20 protein-coding genes and 1 pseudogene are annotated in these 18,339 nt (G+C 64.7%); 12 read left to right on the top strand and 9 right to left on the bottom strand.

The window, feature by feature from the left end; translation table 11 throughout:
* Positions 1-1,437, bottom strand: coding sequence for a sensor histidine kinase (locus BB934_RS17850; RefSeq protein WP_099510838.1), 1,437 nt, complete (start codon positions 1,435-1,437; stop codon positions 1-3).
* Positions 1,438-1,532: 95 nt separating this feature from the next.
* On the bottom strand, positions 1,533-2,327 hold the full coding sequence (locus tag BB934_RS17845) for a TVP38/TMEM64 family protein (RefSeq protein WP_099510837.1): 795 nt from the start codon (positions 2,325-2,327) through the stop codon (positions 1,533-1,535).
* A gap of 267 nt (positions 2,328-2,594) precedes the next feature.
* Here BB934_RS17845 and rpmH point away from each other — a divergent pair, with 267 nt between their 5' ends.
* The 8 genes from rpmH (at position 2,595) to BB934_RS17805 (ending at position 9,616) form a co-directional block, all read left to right on the top strand.
* Entirely contained in the window at positions 2,595-2,729 is a 135-nt protein-coding gene (gene rpmH / locus BB934_RS17840) for a 50S ribosomal protein L34 (protein ID WP_027314822.1), read from the top strand.
* 18 nt (positions 2,730-2,747) lie between these two features.
* On the top strand, positions 2,748-3,182 hold the full coding sequence (gene rnpA, locus BB934_RS17835) for a ribonuclease P protein component (protein WP_099510836.1): 435 nt from the start codon (positions 2,748-2,750) through the stop codon (positions 3,180-3,182).
* On the top strand, positions 3,175-5,034 hold the full coding sequence (gene yidC, locus BB934_RS17830) for a membrane protein insertase YidC (protein ID WP_099510835.1): 1,860 nt from the start codon (positions 3,175-3,177) through the stop codon (positions 5,032-5,034). The genes rnpA and yidC overlap by 8 nt, the downstream gene beginning before the upstream one ends.
* A gap of 138 nt (positions 5,035-5,172) precedes the next feature.
* The gene (locus BB934_RS17825) at positions 5,173-6,714 is read left to right on the top strand and encodes a CYTH and CHAD domain-containing protein (RefSeq protein ID WP_099510834.1); all 1,542 of its coding nucleotides are present in this window, start codon (positions 5,173-5,175) and stop codon (positions 6,712-6,714) included.
* A gap of 71 nt (positions 6,715-6,785) precedes the next feature.
* The gene (gene yihA, locus BB934_RS17820; protein ID WP_099510833.1) at positions 6,786-7,451 is read left to right on the top strand and encodes a ribosome biogenesis GTP-binding protein YihA/YsxC; all 666 of its coding nucleotides are present in this window, start codon (positions 6,786-6,788) and stop codon (positions 7,449-7,451) included.
* A complete protein-coding gene (locus BB934_RS17815) occupies positions 7,448-7,819 on the top strand; it encodes a DUF423 domain-containing protein (protein WP_099510832.1) in 372 nt (123 codons plus the stop codon). Before yihA ends, BB934_RS17815 begins: the two co-directional genes overlap by 4 nt.
* Before the next feature lie 76 nt (positions 7,820-7,895).
* Positions 7,896-8,801 carry an acetylglutamate kinase gene (argB, locus tag BB934_RS17810; RefSeq protein WP_099512985.1) on the top strand — a complete coding sequence of 302 codons (906 nt, stop codon included), beginning with the start codon at positions 7,896-7,898 and terminating at the stop codon, positions 8,799-8,801.
* Positions 8,802-8,884: 83 nt separating this feature from the next.
* Positions 8,885-9,616, top strand: coding sequence for a pyrimidine 5'-nucleotidase (locus BB934_RS17805; protein WP_099510831.1), 732 nt, complete (start codon positions 8,885-8,887; stop codon positions 9,614-9,616).
* 187 nt (positions 9,617-9,803) lie between these two features.
* Here the strand turns inward: BB934_RS17805 and BB934_RS17800 are convergent, their stop codons facing one another.
* A complete protein-coding gene (locus tag BB934_RS17800) occupies positions 9,804-10,307 on the bottom strand; it encodes a YciE/YciF ferroxidase family protein (RefSeq protein WP_099510830.1) in 504 nt (167 codons plus the stop codon).
* A gap of 104 nt (positions 10,308-10,411) precedes the next feature.
* Positions 10,412-11,599, bottom strand: a pseudogene (locus BB934_RS50925) (DNA recombination protein RmuC).
* Between the two features lie 198 nt (positions 11,600-11,797).
* Here BB934_RS50925 and def point away from each other — a divergent pair.
* Genes def through truA form a run of 4 tightly spaced genes read left to right on the top strand, consistent with a single transcriptional unit; the run spans position 11,798 to position 14,492 of the window.
* A complete protein-coding gene (gene def, locus BB934_RS17790; RefSeq protein WP_099510829.1) occupies positions 11,798-12,316 on the top strand; it encodes a peptide deformylase in 519 nt (172 codons plus the stop codon).
* Positions 12,313-13,245, top strand: coding sequence for a methionyl-tRNA formyltransferase (gene fmt / locus BB934_RS17785; RefSeq protein ID WP_099510828.1), 933 nt, complete (start codon positions 12,313-12,315; stop codon positions 13,243-13,245). Before def ends, fmt begins: the two co-directional genes overlap by 4 nt.
* A gap of 3 nt (positions 13,246-13,248) precedes the next feature.
* Positions 13,249-13,746 carry a GNAT family N-acetyltransferase gene (locus tag BB934_RS17780; RefSeq protein WP_099510827.1) on the top strand — a complete coding sequence of 166 codons (498 nt, stop codon included), beginning with the start codon at positions 13,249-13,251 and terminating at the stop codon, positions 13,744-13,746.
* 2 nt (positions 13,747-13,748) lie between these two features.
* Positions 13,749-14,492 carry a tRNA pseudouridine(38-40) synthase TruA gene (gene truA, locus BB934_RS17775; RefSeq protein ID WP_099510826.1) on the top strand — a complete coding sequence of 248 codons (744 nt, stop codon included), beginning with the start codon at positions 13,749-13,751 and terminating at the stop codon, positions 14,490-14,492.
* Positions 14,493-14,621: 129 nt separating this feature from the next.
* Here truA and BB934_RS17770 read toward each other — a convergent pair whose 3' ends face one another.
* The 5 genes from BB934_RS17770 to BB934_RS17750 form a co-directional block, all read right to left on the bottom strand.
* A complete protein-coding gene (locus tag BB934_RS17770; RefSeq protein ID WP_099510825.1) occupies positions 14,622-15,212 on the bottom strand; it encodes a hypothetical protein in 591 nt (196 codons plus the stop codon).
* 108 nt (positions 15,213-15,320) lie between these two features.
* A complete protein-coding gene (dapE, locus tag BB934_RS17765; protein ID WP_099510824.1) occupies positions 15,321-16,478 on the bottom strand; it encodes a succinyl-diaminopimelate desuccinylase in 1,158 nt (385 codons plus the stop codon).
* 4 nt (positions 16,479-16,482) lie between these two features.
* On the bottom strand, positions 16,483-17,325 hold the full coding sequence (gene dapD / locus BB934_RS17760; protein ID WP_099510823.1) for a 2,3,4,5-tetrahydropyridine-2,6-dicarboxylate N-succinyltransferase: 843 nt from the start codon (positions 17,323-17,325) through the stop codon (positions 16,483-16,485).
* A 77-nt stretch (positions 17,326-17,402) separates the two neighbouring features.
* On the bottom strand, positions 17,403-18,008 hold the full coding sequence (recR, locus tag BB934_RS17755; RefSeq protein WP_099510822.1) for a recombination mediator RecR: 606 nt from the start codon (positions 18,006-18,008) through the stop codon (positions 17,403-17,405).
* Positions 18,009-18,017: 9 nt separating this feature from the next.
* Entirely contained in the window at positions 18,018-18,338 is a 321-nt protein-coding gene (locus BB934_RS17750; RefSeq protein ID WP_099510821.1) for a YbaB/EbfC family nucleoid-associated protein, read from the bottom strand.
* Position 18,339 lies beyond the last annotated feature (1 nt).

Here is an 18,339-nt window from a genome sequence, read left to right as displayed (position 1 = left end):
TCACTTTGCCGCTGCGGGTGAAAGCCGGTCCGGAATGGTGATGCGGAAGCAGGTTTTTCCGTTGCCTTCGTCGAGGCTGATCGTTCCGCCATGAAGCTGGACGAGCTCCGCGGCGATGGGCAGGCCGAGGCCTGTCCCACCCTTCTGGGCCGAGCCCTGGAAGGGCGCGAAGAGGTTGGCCCTGGCCCGCTCGGGAATGCCGGGCCCGTTGTCCCGGATCAGGATGACCACGGAAGCGCCCTCCCGAGAGGCGGACACGTCGATCCGCGGCGTGCCCTCGGGAGATCCCGCCTGGCTCATCGCCTGGACGGCGTTGCGGACCACGTTGACGAGGACGCGAGAGAGCTGATCCGGGTCGGCATCGACCATCAGGTCATCCGACACCTGCGCCTCGAACGTAATTCCCACCTCCGGGGCCAGATCCGTCAGGTTCGACAATTCGTCGATCAGGGGCGCGAGGGGGATCATACGCCGCTGCGGCAGGGGCTCCGTCGCCCGGCCATAGGCAAGGGTGGTCTCGCAGAAGGCGATGGCACGGTCGAGGGTGCTGACGAGCCGGGGCGCGATGCGCTGCACGCTCTCGTCGCTGACCCGGTCGAGGCGGTCGGTGAGAAGCTGCGCCGTCGTGAGCATGTTGCGCAGCTCGTGATTGATCTTGCTCACCGCAAGGCCGAGCTGGGCCAGGCGCCGCTTCTGGCGCAGCTCATCGGCAAGGGTGGTCTCCATGCGGGCCAGCGCCTGTTCGGCAAGCCCGATCTCGTCGACCCGGTCGGTCGGCCGGATCACCCGCGAGGCATCCTCGGGGTTGCTGGAGAACTCCGCGATATTGCCGGTGAGCCGCCGCACGGGACGCACGATCACCCATTGCAGGGTGAGATAGACGAGGCTCGCTGTGATGGCGGAGATGAACAGGGACAGGAGCAGGAGGTTGCGCGAGAACTCGATCATGGCATGGCGCAGGGGGCGCTGATCGAGAATCATCTCGACGAACTCGACTCCCATGCCCGAACCGATGACCCGGATCGGCTTGTCGGCGGGATTGAACAGGACCTCCATGGCGTCCCGGGCCAGGGTCATCCACTGCGCGTCGCGCAGATCGACCGTCTTGCTCACTTCCGGCGGGACATCGCCTGCGGCCAGGAGGCTTCTGCGCCCTCCCCCCTTCAAGGCGATGGCCCTTGCGCCGACGCCCTGCAGAAGGCGCATTTCCAGCTCTTCCGACAGGGTTTCCTCAGGCGCCGCATCGAGAACCATGGCGGCGATCTGCGCCGCCGCCAGTCGGTCGTTGAGCCAGGTCAGCCGGAAATTGGCGACCGAGGGCACATAGATGAGCACCTCCGCGATCATCACGAAGAGCACGGTCAGCAGGAGCAGGCGCGCAGAGAGCCCGAACTGGCTCAGGATACGCCCTGAAAAGGTGGTCTGCTCTCGGCTCATTCCCGTTTCATCTCAGGCGGCGCAGTATGACACAAGCCATAACATTCCATCGCCGCACCCTCATCCCATGGGAAAGACACGGGAAGGCGCCCTCTTCATCCCTCTCCACCTCCCCGTCGGCGCCAATATCTGAGTGCGACCGGGACCAGCGCCAGAATTCCCAACATGGAGAGAGCAGCGGTCAGTTGGGGCGTCAACAGGCTCGCGGCGCTGAGTTCGATCGCGCAATCGCTCCGGCCGGCTGCGAGGCATTGGGTGCGGAGGGCCTCGTGCCGGGCGATGACCTCGTCCAGGCCCGATCCTGCGAACGCAAAGGCGAAGCAAATCGGCAGCATGCCGATCTGGGTCGCGAGCAGGAAAGGCCGCAGGCGCATACCGAAGAAGGCGGCGGCCAGATTCGTGAGCCAGAACGGCATGACGGGGATCAGACGCAAGGAGAGAAGGTAGAGGAACGCCTGACCCCGAAAACCCGCGGCAAGGTTCTGGATCCGGGGCCCCGACCGCGACAGCAGGGGCTGGCCGATGGAGGTGCGGGCGATCAGGAAAATGTTTGCTGCCCCCAAGGTCGCGGCAACGGCGGCGACAAGGCCGCCGAGCGCCCAGCCGAAGAGATAGCCGCTGAGGGTGATCAGAAAGGCCGAGACCGGCAGCGACAAGGTCGCCGCTGCCACATACACCGCGGCGAAGAGCCCGAGCATCCTCATCGGGTGGGCTTCGACGAGATCCTGAAGCCAGGCTTGGTAGCGAAGGAAGGTCTCGAAGCTCAGGGACCGATGCAGCCCAGTCGCGAAGACAGCTCCGACCGCAACCAGGAACAGGACGAGGGGCAGGACCCGCCAGGGCAGGCCGGTCTCCTTTGCGCGGGCGGGATTCGGTTGTGTCGCAGCCACGGATTCTCCTGAATCGGCGTGTTATGTAGTGCCCGGAAGATGTGCGCCCACCGTCCCGCTCAGAGGACGACGGGCGCCGGGCCGATTGCCGCATAAAGACCAGAGCGGCGTTGACTTTGCCCATCCGTTCCGTCATAAGCCCGCAAGCTGACAGCGCTCTTCTGGGGCGCTGATCGTTTTTTCGAGACAGTTTCGGGGGAAACCCCATTCAAACCAGACGGGCGCGAGCCTTCGAGCACCGCTGCCCCATTCGACCGGAGATGTGCCGTGAAGAGGACGTATCAACCGAGCAAGCTGGTTCGCAAGCGCCGCCACGGCTTCCGTGCGCGCATGGCGACCAAGGGTGGCCGCAAGGTCATTGCCGCTCGCCGCGCCCATGGCCGCAAGCGCCTTTCGGCGTAAGCAGCCTAGGATAGCCCGATGCGCGAGCCTCGCGCAGAGCTGAGCCTCGGGCGTCTGACGAAAAGACCTGACTTCGTCGCGGCGGCCTCTGGCCGCCGCTTTCATACCGAGCGGATGTCGGTCCAGGCTCGGCTGCGCGAGGGATCGGGCCTCGGCCTGCGCTTCGGCCTCACGGTGACGAAGCGAGTCGGCCACGCCACCGAGCGCAACCGGATCAAGCGCCGGCTCCGGGCCGCCATCCCCACGGCAGGCCGGGACTACGCCATGATCGATGCGGACGTCGTCATCATCGGACGGCGCGACATCCTCTCCGCCGACTTCGACGTCCTCATCGACGATCTTCGGCGCGCGCTGCGGGCGGTCACCAGGCCGAAAAGCGCGTCTCCGGCAGAGCGTACCAAACCTTCCTCACCTCCCTCCAACGGCGAGCGTCGCGGACATTCCCATGCGTGAAGATAACAAAAACCTCATCATCGCCATCGCCCTGTCGCTGGCGGTCTTGCTGGGCTGGCAATACTTCTTTGCGGCTCCCCAGGCCGAAAAGCAGCGGCAGGCCGCGCAGCAGGCGCAATCCACGCAGGTCAATCCCAACGCACCGAATCCGCCCGCAAGCCCGAGCCAAGCCGGTGGCGCCTCGCCCACCGTGCCGGGAACGGTTCCGAGCACGTCGTCGGCTCCAACTGTTCAGACTCGTGAGGCAGCCCTCGCCAGCTCGCCGCGCGTCGCCATCGACACTCCCTCCATCGCCGGCTCCATCAACCTGCGCGGCGGCCGCATCGACGACGTGTCCCTGAAGAACTACCGCGAGACCGTCGATCCCAAGAGCCCGATCATCGTGCTCCTGTCGCCCACCGGCGCCCAGAACCCCTATTACGCGGAGTTCGGCTGGATCGGCGCACAGGCGGGCAGCCTGCCGAACCAGAATACGGTGTGGACGGCCGACAAGACTTCTCTGACTCCCGGCAGCCCGGTCACCCTGACCTGGCAGAACGAGCAGGGTCTGGTCTTCCGCCGCACGATCTCGGTCGACGACAAGTTCATGTTCGCGGTGAAGGACGCGGTCGAGAACCGCGGCACGGCGCCCGTGACCCTGCAATCCTACAGCCTCGTCTCCCGCCACGGCCGCCCGGTCACCCTCGGCTATTACGTGCTGCACGAGGGCATGATCGGTGTTCTCGGCGACGAGGGCCTGCAGGAGGTCACCTACGCGAACCTCGACAAGAAGGAGCCGATCTCGGGCGGCAATACGGTCGGCCAGATCTGGAACTCGGTCACCGGCGGCTTCCTCGGCATCACCGACAAGTACTGGGCCGCTGCCGTCATTCCCGACCAAACGCAGCCTTTCCAGGGTTCCTTCACTTCGCAGCAGGGCCAGACGACCGATCGCACCTATCAGGCCACGATTGCCGGCGCATCGCAGACGCTTCAGCCCGGTGCCACGACCGAAGTGAACCAGCGCCTCTTTGCCGGCGCCAAGGAGGTCGCGACCGTCGATGCCTATCACGAGAGGTACAGCATCAAGAACTTCGATCTCCTGATCGACTGGGGCTGGTTCTACTTCATCACCAAGCCGCTCTTTAAGGTGCTCGACTTCTTCTTCCACCTGTTCGGCAATTTCGGCATCGCGATCCTGCTCGTCACGGTGCTGCTGAAGATCCTGTTCTTCCCGCTCGCCAACAAGTCCTACCGATCCATGGCGAAGATGAAGGCGGTGCAGCCGGAGATGGCCTCCATCCGCGAGCGCTATGCCGACGACAAGATGAAGCAGCAGCAGGCGCTGATGGAGCTCTACCGCAAGGAGAAGATCAACCCGGTCGCCGGCTGCTGGCCGGTGCTGATCCAGATCCCGGTGTTCTTCGCGCTCTACAAGGTGCTCTTCGTCACCATCGAGATGCGCCACGCGCCGTTCTTCGGCTGGATCCGCGACCTCGCCGCGCCCGATCCGACCACGATCTTCAACCTGTTCGGCCTCCTGCCTTTCAATCCGGGCGCGGTGCCGGTGGTCGGCCACTTCCTCATGCTCGGCGTTTGGCCGATCCTCATGGGCATCACCATGTGGCTGCAGATGAAGATGAACCCGGAGCCGCCGGATCCGGTGCAGAAGCAGGTCTTCGCCTGGATGCCGGTGATCTTCACCTTCATGCTGGGCTCGTTCCCCGCCGGCCTCGTGATCTACTGGGCCTGGAACAACCTGCTCTCCGTGACGCAACAGGCCTTCATCATGAGGCGCAACGGCGTGAAGATCGAGCTCTTCGACAACCTGCGCAAGACCTTCAGCCGCAAGACCAGCCCTGCCAAGAGCTGAGCGGAAGAAAACCGAACATGATCATCCCCGGGCCTCGTCCCGGGGATTTTCTTTTCGGCGCCGGTCTCCCTCGTCGCGATGTTCTCCCGCCTCTCCGCCTCTATATGAAGAAGGGTCGAGACAGAGCGGTGACAGGTCATGAGTGCCCCCGAGAACCGGCTGAAGCGGAGTTCGAGATCGGACATCCCACCCCGGGAGATCGAGTTGAAGCTGGAGCTCGCCTCCGGCACCGCCGACGACCTTCTCACCCATCCGGCCCTGTCCCATCTCCGCCCTCTGCCCGACCAGGGCGGACAGCTCCATGCGGTCTATTTCGACACCGAGGATCATGCCCTGCACCGGGAGGGCATCAGCCTGCGCATCCGGCACCGCAACGAATCTGCCATCCAGACCATCAAGGCCGAAGGCGCCAAAGGAAGCCTCGCCATGGACCGCAGCGAATGGGAAACCCCGGTCAATAACGAGCTCGACCTATCCGCGGCCGCCGGTACGCCTCTCGAATCGCTCGTGGCGGATGAGGCGATGCGGGAGAGCCTCAAGCCTGTCTTTACGGTCGACACGGACAGGAAGGCCTTCGAAGCGGAATTCGACGGCGCCCTGATCGAAGTCGCACTCGACCGGGCCAAGGCCTCCGGCAAGCAGCAGGAGGTCGCGTTTTCGGAGGTCGAGCTGGAACTGAGGCAAGGCAGCCCTGCCGCCCTCTTCGCCTTCGCACGCCGCCTGAGCGAAACCGTTCCCCTGCGCCTCTCGACGGTGGCGAAATCGGAGCGCGGCTACCGCCTCCTCGATGCGGCCTCCGTTCAGCCCTTCCGCGCGGAGCCGATCGCGCTTCCGAAGAACGCCACCTGCGCCGAGGCCTTCCAGATCATCGCGCGGTCCTGCCTGTCCCAGATGCTGCAAAACGAAGCCCTCGTGCGGCAGATTCAGGATCCCGCGGTCCTGCACCAGATGCGCGTGGGCCTGCGCCGTCTGCGGGCCGCTCTCTCCCTGTTCGGAAAGCAGCTGCTGACCGATCCTGAAAGCGCGGCGATCAAGGACGACCTCCGCTGGGCCGGGCAGGCCATGGGCACAGCCCGGGACCTCGATGTCCTCCTGGAGCGGGTCAGCTCCACGAAGGCCGAATACGACAAGACGCAGATCCGGAAGATCAAGCGGCACCGGAGCGAGGCCTACCGCGACCTGCTGGAAACCCTCGAATCGCGCCGGTTCATGGATGTCATTCTGAAGGCTGCCGCCTGGATCGAGGCCGGAACCTGGGCGACCTTGGACGAGCCCGACATGAAGCGGGCCCGTGAGCGCCCCGCGCGGGATTTCGTTTCCGACGAATTCTCCCGCCGCTTCAAGCGCATCCGCAAGAGCGGGAAGCGTCTGCGCAAGCGCAGCGAAGAGGAGCGCCACAAGCTGCGGATCCGCATCAAGAAGCTGCGCTACGGCACCGAGTTCTTCGCCTCGCTCTTCCCCTCCAGCAAGGCGCAGAAGCGCCGCAAGAGGCTCGCGGCCAACCTGGAGGACCTCCAGGAGGGGCTCGGCGAATTGCACGATCTGGCGGTCGGCAGCTCCCTCGTTCCCTCGCTCGTCGAGACCTCGCCCAAACGGGCGAAGCAGCGGCAAGCGAAGCTTCTCGACAAGAGCAAGTCGGCCATGAAATCCCTCTCCAAGACCGACCCGTTCTGGATTTGAGGCGCTCGAAGCCCGGCAGGAAAGCGACCCGGCGCCTTGAACAATGCGATCCGAGCGCCGATAAGAGCCCCATGACCGAGACAAGCCCCCCGAACCAGGACACCGACCCCTTCCTCGAGATCGGCCGCAAGCTCTTTGCGGGCGAAGCCGATTTCATATGGGCCGCCAACTCCCTGCAGAACCTGCCGCCCATGAGCAAGGTAGAGATCGCCTTTGCCGGACGCTCCAATGTGGGCAAGTCGAGCCTCGTCAATGCGTTGACCGGGCGCAACACGCTGGCCCGGACGTCGCACACGCCGGGCCGCACCCAGCAACTCAACTTCTTCAACGTCAACGACCGCTTCCATCTCGTCGACATGCCCGGATACGGCTTTGCTGCCGTTGAGAAGCAAAAAGTTCAGGCCTGGACGCAGCTGATCCACGATTATCTGCGCGGAAGGGCGAGCCTCGCCCGCGTCTATGTGCTCATTGATGCCCGCCACGGCATCAAGCCGGTGGACGAGACGGTGCTGGAGACCCTCGGCACGGCAGCCGTGTCCTATCAGGTCGTGCTGACCAAGGCGGACGAGCTGAAGCCGGGCGAGCTCGAGAAGCGCATGGCCGACACCCTGCAGAAGATCGCGAAGCGGGCCGCGGCCTTCCCGGAGATCCTGCCGACATCAAGCCGGACAGGGCATGGCATCCCGGAACTGCGCGCAGGAATCGCCAAGCTTCTGAGCGAAAGAGGAGCGGTATGAACCTTGCCGCCCGCCTCCTGCTTGTGCTCGCCTCCCTGTCGGGCCTCCTCGGCGTCGGCCTCTCCGCCGCCGAGGAGGCCCATGTCACGGGCGGCAACCTCGAGACGGCGGCGCAGTTCCTCCTGTTTCACGCCCCTGCCCTGCTCGCCCTCGTCGCCCTGATCGCCGCTGGAGCCATCCACCCCGTCCTCGCCCAGATCGCCGGCTATATGCTGGTTCTCGGGCTCGTCCTGTTCTGCGGCGACCTCTCCCGCCGCGCCTTCTCGGGAGTGGCGCTGTTTCCGAGGGCCGCGCCTTCGGGCGGCATTCTCCTCATGCTCGGGTGGCTGCTGGTGGGCATCTCCGCCGTTCTTCGCCTGAGAGCCTGAAGTCTCTGTTTGCAGCGGCCCCGCCTTCGGCTAGAAGGCAGGCCGTTTGAACCCGATCACCGCGCCGGAGCCGTTCATGTCCGATCCGTCCACGCCTCTCCCCGACGTTCATGTGCAGGCCGAGGTGCTTGTGCAGGCCTTGCCGCACATGCAGCGCTACGACCAGCAGGTGGTGGTGATCAAGTATGGCGGCCATGCCATGGGCGACCGGGCGGCGGCCGAGGATTTCGCCGAGGACGTGGTGCTGCTCGAGCAATCGGGCATCAAGCCCATCGTCGTGCATGGCGGCGGCCCGCAAATCGGCAAGATGCTTGAGAAGCTCGGCATCAAGTCCGAGTTCAAGGGCGGGCTTCGCGTGACGGATGCGGCCACCGTCGAGGTGGTGGAGATGGTGCTCGCCGGCTCCATCAACAAGCAGATCGTCGGCTGGATCGGCGCCGAGGGCGGCAAGGCGGTGGGCCTGTCCGGCAAGGACGGAAACATGGTCACCGCCCGCAAGGTGACCCGCACCGCGGTCGACCCGGATTCCAATATCGAGAAGGTGGTGGATTTAGGCTTCGTCGGCGAGCCGGAGCACGTGAACCGGGCCGTTCTGGACCAGGTGCTCCAGGCCGAGCTGATCCCGGTCCTCGCCCCCGTCGCGACGGGCCAGGACGCCCAGACCTACAACGTCAATGCGGATACCTTCGCAGGCGCCATCGCAGGCGCCATGACGGCCAAGCGCCTCCTGCTCCTCACCGACGTTCCGGGCGTTCTCGACAAGAACAAGAACCTCATCCCGGAGATGACGATCGAGGATTGCCGCCGCCTGATCGCCGACGGCACCATCACCGACGGCATGATCCCGAAGATCGAGACCTGCATCTATGCCCTGGAAAAGGGCGTCGAGGCCGTGGTCATCCTCGACGGCAAGGTGCCTCACGCGGTGCTGCTGGAGCTGTTCACCGACCACGGCGCGGGCACCCTGATCCGCAGGGGGTAGGGCTTCGCCCTTCACGGGACGCCCGAGAACGCCTATATTCAAGTCAGTGGGGCCGCACGGCCCCATTGTCGTCTTTGGGATCCATGAACGCCAAGCCAGCTTTTGAGAACCACCTGTCCGCCGCAGATTCCCGGGTCTTCTCCCATGTGGAGACGTGGGTCTTCGACCTCGACAACACGCTCTACCCGCACTCCTCGCGCATCTGGCCGCAGATCGACCAGCGCATCACGCTCTACATCACGAATCTGTTCGGCCTCGACGGGCTGTCCGCCCAGGCGCTGCAGAAGTATTTCTACCACAAATACGGCACGACCCTGCGCGCGCTGATCGACGAATACGATATCGATCCGACCGACTTCCTCGATTTCGCCCACGATATCGACCACACGGATATCGAGCTGAACCATAGCCTGGGCGAGGCCATCCAGCAGTTGCCCGGCCGCAAGCTCATCCTCACCAACGGTTCGCGCAAGCACGCGGAGAACGTGGCGAGGAAGATCGGCATCCTCGATCATTTCGAGGACGTGTTCGACATCGCCGCCTCGAACTTCGTGCCCAAGCCCGACCGGCGCGCCTACGAGATCTTTCTCGACAAGCACGGAGTCGAGCCTGCGCGTGCGGCCATGTTCGAGGACATCGCCAAGAACCTGTCCGTGCCGCACGAGCTCGGCATGACCACGACCCTGATCGTGCCGAAGACCCTCGACCCGTTCCGGGAAAGCTTCGAGCAGGAAGCCGTCAAGACACCGGAAATCGACTACATCACCAACGACCTTGCGGATTTCCTGCGCGCTTATGCGTTGCCGGCGAAGTGAAGCCTAGGCCAATTTTGCGCCCGTCATCACCGGCCTCGTGCCGGTGATCTCGATCAGGCAAGGCGCAGCGCTTTTCAGAAGCGGGATGGCCGGGACAAGCCCGGCCATGACAGTCATGATCGACTTTGAACCCAAAACAAAAATGGCCTCCTTGCGGAGGCCATTTCCGTTCCAATGAACGAAGAGCTTAAGCAGCCTTCGTGTTGATCTTGCTCTCGGCGATCCGGCTGAGCTTCTGATCCGTGGATTTTTCCTGATCCAGGATCTGGTGCAGCACGCCGGCGCAATCCTCGCGGCCGAGCTGTTTCGCCCAGGCCACGAGCGTGCCGTAGCGGGTGATCTCATAATGCTCCACCGCCTGAGCGGCGGCGAGCAGCGCGGCGTCGAGGACCTCCGGGTCGTCGATGTCGCCGGCGATCTCCTGGGCCTCGTCGATGATGCCGTCGATGGCCGGGCAGGTCACGCCCTTCGGATCGTGGCCGTGCATGCGGAACACCTGCTCGACCAGCTGGATCTGCTGCTGCGTCTCGCCGAGATGGGTCTGGAAGGCCTGCTTCAGCTGCGGATCGCTCGCCTTCTCGATCATTTCCGGCAGCGCCTTCGTGATCTGCTGCTCCGCGTAGTAGATGTCCTGCAGGGTATGGATGAAGAGATCATCCAACGACTTGATATCCTTCGAAAAAAGGCCCATGGCGCAATCCTTCCCGGGTTCTGAGAAAGCCAATGTACGAGTGCCATCAACTTGGCGCCTCGTTCAGCTTGGGAAGAACGTTGCCGGTGGGAGGCGGTTCCCGCCTAATCCACGGCTCTCAGATTCCGGCCCTGAAGGCGCAGCCATTCGGCTCTCGCCTCCGTTTCTCCCTCGTCGAATTCCAGGGTCTCGATCCTCTCGCCGCGCTTCACGATCTTGTCGGCGGAGACCCTGATCTGCGAGACATCCTCCTGCGCTTGGCGGAAATGCGCATCGAGCTTCGCCACGCGGGAATCGAGCCGGGTCACGTCCTCAAGCAGCTTCTGCACCTCGACCTGGATCACCCGCGCCTCCTCGCGGATGCGGGCATCGCGCACCAGTGCCTGCATGACCTGGATCGCCAGGGTCAGGAGGGACGGCGAAACGATGACGATGCGGGCGCGATGGGCCTTCTGCACCACGTCGTCGAAATGCTCCGCAAGATCGGCATAGATCGATTCCGCAGGCACGAAGAGCATGGCGATGTCCTGGGTTTCGCCGGGGATCAGGTATTTCTCCGCGATGTCCTTCACATGGACCAGCATGTCGTTGCGCACCCGCGCCGCCGCGTGGCCCCGTGCCTCGTCCCCCTTCGCTTCGCGAAAGAGCGTAAAACCTTCGAGCGGGAACTTGGCATCGATGACGAGCCCGCGCTCGTCGCCCGGCAGGCGCACGAGGCAGTCGGGCCGGGTGCGGTTGGACAGGGTCGCCTGGAAGGCGAAGGCATTGGCCGGCAGCCCGTCGCGGACGATCGCCTCCATCCGCCCCTGGCCATAGGCGCCACGGGTCTGCTTGTTCGACAGGATATCCTTGAGCCCCACGATCTCGCCGGTGAGGTTGGTGAGGTTCTGCTAAGCGGCATCGATCACGGCGAGCCGTTCGTTGAGCTTGGAGAGGTTCTCGCTCTGGTGGCGCGTGGAGGATTCGAGCCCCTGGCCGACCCGGTGCTGCAGCCCGTCGATCCGCTCCGAGATCATGCGGGCGAAATCGCTCTGGCGCGAGCCGAACACCTCGGCCATCGTCCGCATCCGCCCGGTCATCTCCGACTGGATCCGGGTGAGCTCCGCCACCCTGTCGTCCATCTCCCGCGCCCGCTCGTCGGCGATGGCGGATTCCAGCGCCCGCTCCCGGCGGGTGCGCAGAAGCAGGATCGTGACGAGGAACAGGAGGACGAGGCTTAACGCAGCCATTCCCATGACGGCCTGCCCCCAGGTCAGGGAGGTCTTGCCCAGGATCAGGACGATGTCGTTCATGGAGCGTCAGGTTCCGGTTAACGGATGCATCCGAACACAAGTGCCTCGTGCGGAAAAGTGGATTCCGCTTTTCCGCGAGAACGATGCACTCATGAATGATAGGCATCGGATTAGTCCCAAAAGTGGACCCACTTTTGGGTCCGATGCTAGAGACGAACGATTTGACCATCCTCAGCTAAGCCCTTATCTCCCGCGATCATGAGCATCAGACCCCTCGTCATCCTTCCCGATTCCAAGCTCCGCCTGATCTCCGAGCCCATCAAGGAGGTCACGAACGAGATTCGCCGGCTGGCGGACGACATGCTGGAAACCATGTACGACGCACCCGGCGTGGGCCTCGCCGCGATCCAGATCGGCATGCCTTTGCGCATGGTGACCATGGACGTGTCGAAATCCGAGGACGAGCACCAGCCTTTGGTGCTCATCAACCCGGAGATCGTCTGGGCCTCGGAGGAAAAGCGTACTTATGAGGAAGGCTGCCTGTCGATCCCCGAATATTACGAGGAGGTCGAGCGGCCGGACCGGGTGCGATTCCGCTACGTGAACCTGCAGGGAGAGACCGTCGAGCAGGATGCGGACGGGCTGCTCGCCACCTGCGTGCAGCACGAGATCGACCACCTGAACGGCGTCCTCTTCATCGACTACTTGTCGAAGCTCAAGCGCGACCGGGTGATGACCAAGTTCAAGAAGGCGGCCAGGCGCGAGGCCGGGGCATGAGCCTGCGCGTCGTCTTCATGGGCACGCCGGATTTCGCGGTGCCCACCCTTTCCGAGATCGTCGGCCAGGGCCACGACGTGGTCGCCGTCTACACCCGCGCGCCTGCCGCCGCCGGGCGCGGCATGGAGCTGAAGCCCTCCCCTGTTCATAAAATGGCGGACCGCTTCGGCCTGCCCGTGCTGACGCCGAAGACCCTGCGCACGGACGAGGCTGCCGATATCTTCCGCAGCCACGATGCCGATGTCGCCGTGGTGGTGGCCTACGGCATGCTGCTGCCGAAGGCGATCCTCGAGGCGCCGGAACTCGGCTGCCTCAACCTGCATGCCTCCCTGCTTCCGCGCTGGCGCGGCGCGGCTCCGATCCAGCGTGCGGTCATGGCCGGCGACAGGGAAAGCGGCGTCGCCGTCATGAAGATGGAAGAGGGCCTGGATACCGGCCCCGTCGCCATGGTCGAGCGTGTGGCGATCGCGCCGGACATGAATGCGGGCGAGCTGCACGATCGGCTGATGGTGCTCGGCGCCGACCTGATGGTGCGGGCGCTCGCCGCCCTGTCGCGCGGCGGCTTGGGCTTCACGCCCCAGCCCGAGGACGGCGTGACCTATGCCCACAAGATCAGGAACGAGGAAGCCCTGATCGACTGGTCGAAGCCGGCCCAAGCGATTCATGACCATATCCGCGGGCTCTCGCCCTTCCCCGGCGCCTATTTCACCGCCGATTTCGGCAAGGGCCAAGAGCGGGTGAAGGTGCTGCGGGCGACGCTGGCGGCAGGTTCGGGCGCCCCCGGGACACTTCTCGACAACAATGGTATAATTTCCTGTGGCGACGGGGCGATCCGTCTGGTCCAGGTTCAACGAGCCGGCAAGGGGCCCGTGGCCTTCGACGAATTTCTGCGCGGCGTGAGGCTTGGTCCGGGCGCCCGCTTCGGGTGATGCATGACGACGATCCGTCTGGAGGAATCCACAGACTGGCCGGCAATCTATGCCATCTACGACGCCGCCTTCGCCCAGACGGCGGAAGCCGACCTCGTCCGCGACATGGAAAGCGAGGGGGATCTGATCCTCTCGCTCCTGGCTTATGACGGGAAGCCGGCGGGACATATCGCCTATTCCCACTTGGCCCTGCATGAAACCCCTTCCGTGCGAGCCTGCGTGCTGGCGCCGCTGGCGGTCTCGCCCGCCTTCCAGAACCAGGGCGTCGGGACGGCCCTCGTCCGGCGGAGCCTGCAACGCCTGACGGATGACGGATACGATCTCGTCGTGGTCCTCGGGGAGCCGTCCTTCTATGGACGTTTCAGCTTCGATCCGAAGCTGGCGGAGCGCCTGAAAACCCCTTATGACGGACCCTATCTCCAGGCGCTTGCCCTTTCCGACACCGGAAAACGGGCCCATGGTCCGGTCGCCTATGCCCGGGCCTTTGCAGAGCTGAAATAGACATGCCTCGCTACAAGCTTGTCGTCGAATACGACGGCACGCCCTTCACCGGTTGGCAGCATCAGACCAACGGTCTCTCCGTTCAGCAGGCGGTGGAGGATGCCATCGCGCGCTTCGCCGGCACGGCCGTGCGGATCCATTGCGCCGGCCGCACGGATTCCGGCGTTCATGCCACGCATCAGGTCGTGCATGTGGATCTGGACAAGGAGTGGCGGCCGGATACGGTGCGGGACGCCACCAACGCGCATCTGAAGCCGGCCCCCGTCGCGATCCTCTCGGCGCAGATCGTGCCCGAGACGTTCAATGCGCGCATCTCCGCCGTGAAGCGGCACTACGTCTATCGCATCCTCAACCGCCGGGCGCCGCCGACGCTCGATGCGAGCCGGGTCTGGCACGTCGCCTGGGCGCTCGATGCCGAGGTCATGCACGAAGCCGCGCAGCTGCTGATCGGGCGGCACGACTTCACCACGTTCCGCGCGGCCGAATGCCAGGCCAACAGCCCGATCCGCACGCTCGACCGTCTCGATGTGGAGCGGATCGGCGAGGAGATCCGCATCTATGCCTCCGCCCGCTCGTTCCTGCACCATCAGGTGCGCTCGATGACGGGAACGCTGGAGCGGGCAGGTGCCGGGCGCTGGTCGGCGGAGGATGTGCGTGCAGCCCTCGACGCGCGAGACCGCAAGCGATGCGGCCCGATGGCCCCGCCGACGGGCCTCTACCTGATCGGCGTCGATTATCCGGATTAGCGCATCGCGCGGACCCAGAGGGCCACGTCAGTGAAAAGTGGATCCGGTTTTCCGCTCCGGCGATGCGCTCATCAAAGAAGCAGCATCGGATGGATCCCAAAAGTGGTGTCCAATTTTGGGGCCGATGCTCTACCCTAGCAGGCCCCGCATCGCGCTCGCCACGACCGCATTGAGCAAGATCCCGAACACGACGATGCCGAGCGCCGGGAGGCTCGCGAGGCCAAGGGTAGACTTGGTGGCGAACCATTGCAGCCGGACGACAATGATCGCGAAGGCGAGGCTGAACAGGCTGGCAAGCCCCGGAGGCGCCCAGCCTACGAGCATGAGCATGGCCGGCACCGAGAGCACCAGCATGCCGATCACCGATATCCAGTTCGTCACGATGACGAAGGGCACATAGGCCTTCTCCAGCCTAAACCACCGTGCGATCCAGATCATCGCCACTGGCAACACGACGAAGCCGGCCACGTGACCGAAAGCGACGACGATGTCGACCCAGACATTGTCGAGCAGGGAGCGATCGGGCTGGAGCAGGCCGAGGCGAAGGCGCTCGAAGGCGAGGGAAACCACGTAGGCCGGCAGGGTCAGCCAGAGCGCGGTGAAGGAGCGCCAGAAGCCCCTCTCGCTCATGTCGAAGGATTTGAGTCCCTCCGCCCTGCTGTTGAGCAGGTCGAGCGTTCCTCTGAACGAGCGGTTGACCTCATCAGCCGTGACGATCATGAGCGGCCCCTTCGTGGCAGGCGATTGCCCACGAAAATGGACGGAAGCTTCAAAACGTTCCGGCTATTCTTCGACTTTAGTCTAAATAGTCAAGCTCTTCGCTCGATTTCAGGCGGCGAAATAAGCGTCGAGCACTTTTCGGTAAATCGTTGCGAGCCGGTCCAGATCGGCCACGGCCACGCGTTCGTCGATCTGGTGCATGGTCTGCCCGACGAGGCCGAACTCGACCACCGGGCAGTCCTTCACAATGAAGCGAGCGTCCGATGTGCCGCCGGTCGTGGAGAGCTTCGGCTTCGCGCCGGTCTCGGCCTCGATGGCCTCGGCGATGAAGCTCACAAAGGCATTCGGAGGGGTAAGGAAGGCGACCGCGTTGGTCGGCTCGACCTTCAGAGTGTAGTGCACGGTGTTGCCGGCGGCCTCGCGCAGGCGGCGCTCGATCTCCGCCTCCAGGCTGTGCGGCGTCCAGAGATCGTTGAAGCGGATATTGAAGGTCGCCTTCGCCTCGGCCGGGATCACATTGGCCGCCGGATTGCCTACGTCGATCGTGGTCACCTCCAGGTTCGAGGCATCGAAATGATCCGTTCCCCGGTCGAGCGGCTCCCTCAGGAGCCCGTCGAGCAGGCGCATCATGCCAGGGATCGGATTGTCGGCGAGATGCGGATAGGCCACGTGTCCCTGCTTGCCCTCGACTACGATCCGACCCGTGAGCGACCCGCGCCGCCCGATCTTGATCATGTCGCCGAGCTGGTTCGGGTTCGTCGGCTCGCCGAGAATGCAATGGTCGAAGCGCTCGCCGCGGCCCTTCGCCCATTCGAGGAGTTTTACCGTGCCGTTGACCGCCGGCCCCTCCTCGTCCCCCGTGATCAGGAAGCCGATGGAGCCCTTGAAGTCCGGGTTGTCGCGGATGAAGGCGAGCGCCCCCGCCATCATGCAGGCGATGCCGCCCTTCATGTCCACGGCGCCGCGCCCATAGAGTTCGCCGCCATGGATCTCGCCGCCGAACGGATCGTATTGCCACCGGCTCACGTCGCCCGGCGGCACCACGTCCGTATGACCGGCGAACAGCATGTAGGGCTGCCCTGTGCCGTAGCGGGCATAGAGGTTCTCCACGTCCGGCGTGCCGGGCTCGGAGAAGACCGGACGATGGACCTCGAACCCCGCCCCCTTGAGAACGCTCTCGATGAAGGCAAGCGCGCCGCCCTCCTCCGGCGTCACGGAGGGGCAGCGCAGGAGCGACTGGGCGAGAAAGAGGGGCGAGGGTTCCATCGGATCAGTCGCGCAACAGCTCGTTGATCCCCGTCTTCGCCCGGGTCTGCGCATCGACGCGCTTAACGATAACGGCGCAATAGAGGGATGGGCCGGGGGTGCCGTCCGGGAGCGGCTTGCCAGGGAGCGAGCCGGGCACAACCACGGAATAGGGCGGCACGCGGCCGACGAAGACCTCGCCGGTGTTGCGGTCGATGATCTTGGTCGAGGCCGAGATGAACACGCCCATGGAGAGCACCGAGCCCTCGCCCACGATCACGCCTTCCACTACCTCGGAACGGGCACCGATGAAGCAATTGTCCTCGATGATGGTGGGACTGGCCTGGAGCGGCTCAAGCACGCCGCCGATGCCGACGCCGCCGGAGAGATGCACGTTCTTGCCGATCTGGGCGCAGGAACCGACGGTCGCCCAGGTGTCGACCATGGTGCCCTCGTCCACATAGGCGCCGAGATTGACGAAGGACGGCATCAGGATGACGCCGGGCGCGATATAGGCGCTGCGCCGCACGATGCAGTTCGGAACCGCACGGAAGCCGGCTTCGCGGAAGCGGTTCTCGCCCCAGCCGTCGAACTTGGAGGGCACCTTGTCCCACCACGTGGCCTCGCCCGGCCCGCCCTTGATGATGCTCATGTCGTTGAGGCGGAAAGACAGCAGCACGGCCTTCTTCAGCCACTCATGCACCTGCCACTCGCCGCCGACCTTCTCGGCCGCGCGTGCCTTGCCGGAATCGAGGAGGTTCATCGCCTCCTCCACGGCCTCGCGCACGGCTCCCGTGGTGGAGGGGGTCACATTGGCCCGGTCTTCCCAGGCGGCGTCGATGGTTCGGGACAGGTCAGCATTGGACATGGGCAACTCGGGGCAAGGATTTCGTTGCCGCCTGATTATCAACGGCGCATGCAGCTGTCACCTGCAAGACGTCCGATTCAGAACGACGTGCGCTGCCGGATCGCGGCGGAGAGCGTGCCCTCGTCGAGGTAGTCGAGTTCGCCGCCGACCGGCACGCCGTGGGCGAGCTTCGTCACCTTGATGGGCAGATGGGCGAGAAGCTCGGTGATGTAATGGGCCGTGGTCTGCCCGTCGACCGTGGCGTTGAGCGCCAGGATCGCTTCAGCGACGCCGGGCTCGGAGGCGCGGGCAACGAGACTGTCCAGGTTGAGATGCTCGGGCCGCACGCCGTCGAGCGGCGAGAGCACGCCGCCGAGCACGTGATATTTCGCATTGACCGCGCCGGAACGCTCCAGCGCCCAGAGATCGGACACGTCCTCGACCACCACGAGGATGGACGGATCGCGCTTGGCGTCCCGGCAGATGGTGCAGGGATCCTGCGTGTCGACATTGCCGCAGGACGAGCACACGACGATGCGCTCGTTGGCGATGCGCATGGCATCGCTCAACGGGTTGAGCAGCGTCTCGCGCTTCTTGATGAGATGCAAAGCCGCGCGCCGCGCCGAGCGCGGGCCCAAGCCCGGCAGGCGGGCGAGCAGCTGGATCAGGCGCTCGATCTCAGGTCCGGCAACGTGCTGGGCCATTTAGGATGCTCAGAACAGCTTCAGGCCCGGAGGCAGCGGCAGGCCCTTGGTGATGCTCTCCATGCGCTCCTGCGCGGCGCGCTCGGCCTTGCCGCGGGCATCGTTCATGGCGGCCACGATGAGATCCTCGAGGATCTCCTTCTCGTCCGGGTTCATGAGAGAAGGGTCGATAGCGATGGACTTGAGGCTGCCCTTGCCGGTCACCTTCACGGTCACCACACCGCCGCCGGACGTGCCGTCGACTTCGAGAGTGTCGAGCTCGGCCTGGGCGTCCTGCAGCTTCTGCTGCATCGCCTGAGCCTGCTTCATCAATCCCATGATGTCCTTCATG

Origin of the sequence: Microvirga ossetica (assembly GCF_002741015.1) — a bacterium.
GTDB lineage: Bacteria > Pseudomonadota > Alphaproteobacteria > Rhizobiales > Beijerinckiaceae > Microvirga > Microvirga ossetica.
This window is presented reverse-complemented; position numbering and strand designations above follow the sequence as displayed.